A 2,021-nucleotide genomic window follows, 5' to 3' on the forward strand; every position below is an offset into this window, starting at 1 on the left:
GGACTTTGCGGTAGCCCTGGTAGGACCATTGGAACTGCCAATCTGAACAGAGTACGCCAAGATATCCGCCTTCCTTCTGCGCAGGGTATTGCCCAGCTTCTTCAGCTCCGGTAGGCTCTTAGGCAACTTCGTACCGACCGCGACGATCAGTTGCTCCATCGCCCACCGCCCAACCTCAGTCTTCGACTGCCGGTAGGCGTCCACCATCCTTTGATAAATATTCCCCACCAGCTGCACCGGCTCATGCTCTGGTACTTTGAACAGCTCTTCAACACGCTGCTTCTGATTCTCCGTGGCCAGCGATAAACCTGTGGTCAGCGTGCGTCGGCACTTATAGAGCGGGTCGTCTTTCCGTCCTCGCCGCCCGTATTGCTCACGTTGGGTCCGTTGATGGGTCTGGTCCAGCGCCTAGGAACCGAGTTTGACTACATAGAATGGATCCAGCACTTCTACCGCTTGGGGCAGCTCTTCGACAGCAGCTGTTTTGAATCCGGTGAAACCGTCCATCGCCACGACGTCAATGCCCTGCTTCCACTGCTCGTCTTGCCTGCTCACCCAGCCAGGTTTTGAACACGACCTTGGATCTGCCTGGAGCCATGTCCAGCAGCCGTGCGGTTCCGGTGCCCTTACGCACGGCGGTGAGATCCACGATGACCGTGACGTACTTGTCCCCGGTGCGGGTATGCCGCCAGACATGCTCATCAACGCCCAACACTTTGACCCCGTTGAACCGGTCCAGATCATCAATGAGCAGGCTCTGGCCTTCGGCCAGCACTGCTACGTTGACGGTATTCCACGTGAAGCCCAGTTCTTCGGTAATTCGGGAGACGGACGGGTGTTGGCAGACCTGCCCAGTCAAAGCCCAGTTCAGGGCGGTGCGGCTGATTTTCTGTCGTGGTGCTGCTGCTTGGCACAGATCTTCACGTCACGCTCGTCGGCAGTTGGCACATCGGTAGCGGCGGTGATTGATGACCAGGACGGTGGGGCGCCAGCAGAGTGGGTCGTGGGCGAGTCTGCGGGTCACAGTATCGCGGGGAACGCCGGCGTCACAGCAGGTGCGGCACCACTGGTCATGGTTGGTGACTTCGCAGAGGATCTCAGCTTTTGACAGGGTCAGGCGTTTCCTGATGGCGGTGAGTTCTAAGCCGTCGTGGTTGCTGAATGTCGTGAGATTTGCAGGGTTCTAGATAGAATGGTGCAAAGTCGATGTCTCTAGAAATGGTTTGTTTAGGAACTACCATTCTTCTAGAAGGCCTCGACTTTTAATGCATTGACGACATACCCGGGATCCGGGGTGTTGGGTTTAGGTGGTTACACTCTCAATCCTGAAGAGCCGCGTTAGCAGCCCCCCGCAGGATTCGCGGCCGTGATGCCAATCTTCGGTGAAATCAAAATGGGCGCATCGGTTAATGGAGGCTGGGGCTCCTGTCCCGTCCAAGGCGAATACTCAAATCAGCTCATCTGCTACTCCGGCAATTGTTGGACGGATATCCGCCGCAACGAACGCAAGATGGTTTGGATCGGGCCGGCCAAGTATCAAGCCCCTTCGATGCGTTCCAGGATCAAAGACGCGATCACGATGGAGGACGAGGCGGGGCGGTATCAGCAGGGATTCTTTTAATGCGCAGCAATCTACTTCCTGGGACGCATATATTGCCCTCAGAGATCTACGTGACGCGTACATGTCAGACAATGCAGCATTACAGGCCTTCGGAATCCTTCTCGGCCACGCCATCAAGACGCTTTAGAACGAACCAACACGCTCTCAGCGGATTTCCCCTCTTTGATTGGTTTCGTCGATTCATGCAATCGGGGACGCATATGATCACGCCGCTACTGAACCGGTGATGGGTTTGTTCAAGAACGTGGCCGTGGATTCAACATTCAGAACTGATCCATTGGCTACTGAAGCTGATATCTCCGACTCCGTGGTGGATTGGGATCATTGGTAAAACTGTGAATGGTTGCATTCAACTCGGATGTACTGTGTTCCGGTGGAATTAGCCCGGGTATTTCATGAA

General features: G+C 55.4%; 1 protein-coding gene and 1 pseudogene. One reads left to right on the forward strand and one right to left on the reverse strand.

All coding sequences use genetic code 11. The features are described from left to right. Nucleotides 1-1,201, reverse strand: a pseudogene (locus CIK76_RS12090) (ISL3 family transposase); the annotation flags it as partial. Between the two features lie 165 nt (nt 1,202-1,366). Between CIK76_RS12090 and CIK76_RS12095 the strand changes: the two are divergent. Further along, the gene (locus CIK76_RS12095) at nt 1,367-1,621 is read left to right on the forward strand and encodes a hypothetical protein (RefSeq protein WP_141393547.1); all 255 of its coding nucleotides are present in this window, start codon (nt 1,367-1,369) and stop codon (nt 1,619-1,621) included. Nucleotides 1,622-2,021 lie beyond the last annotated feature (400 nt).

Source organism: Glutamicibacter sp. BW80, from assembly GCF_002332385.1.
In the GTDB taxonomy this organism is placed as follows: domain Bacteria; phylum Actinomycetota; class Actinomycetes; order Actinomycetales; family Micrococcaceae; genus Glutamicibacter.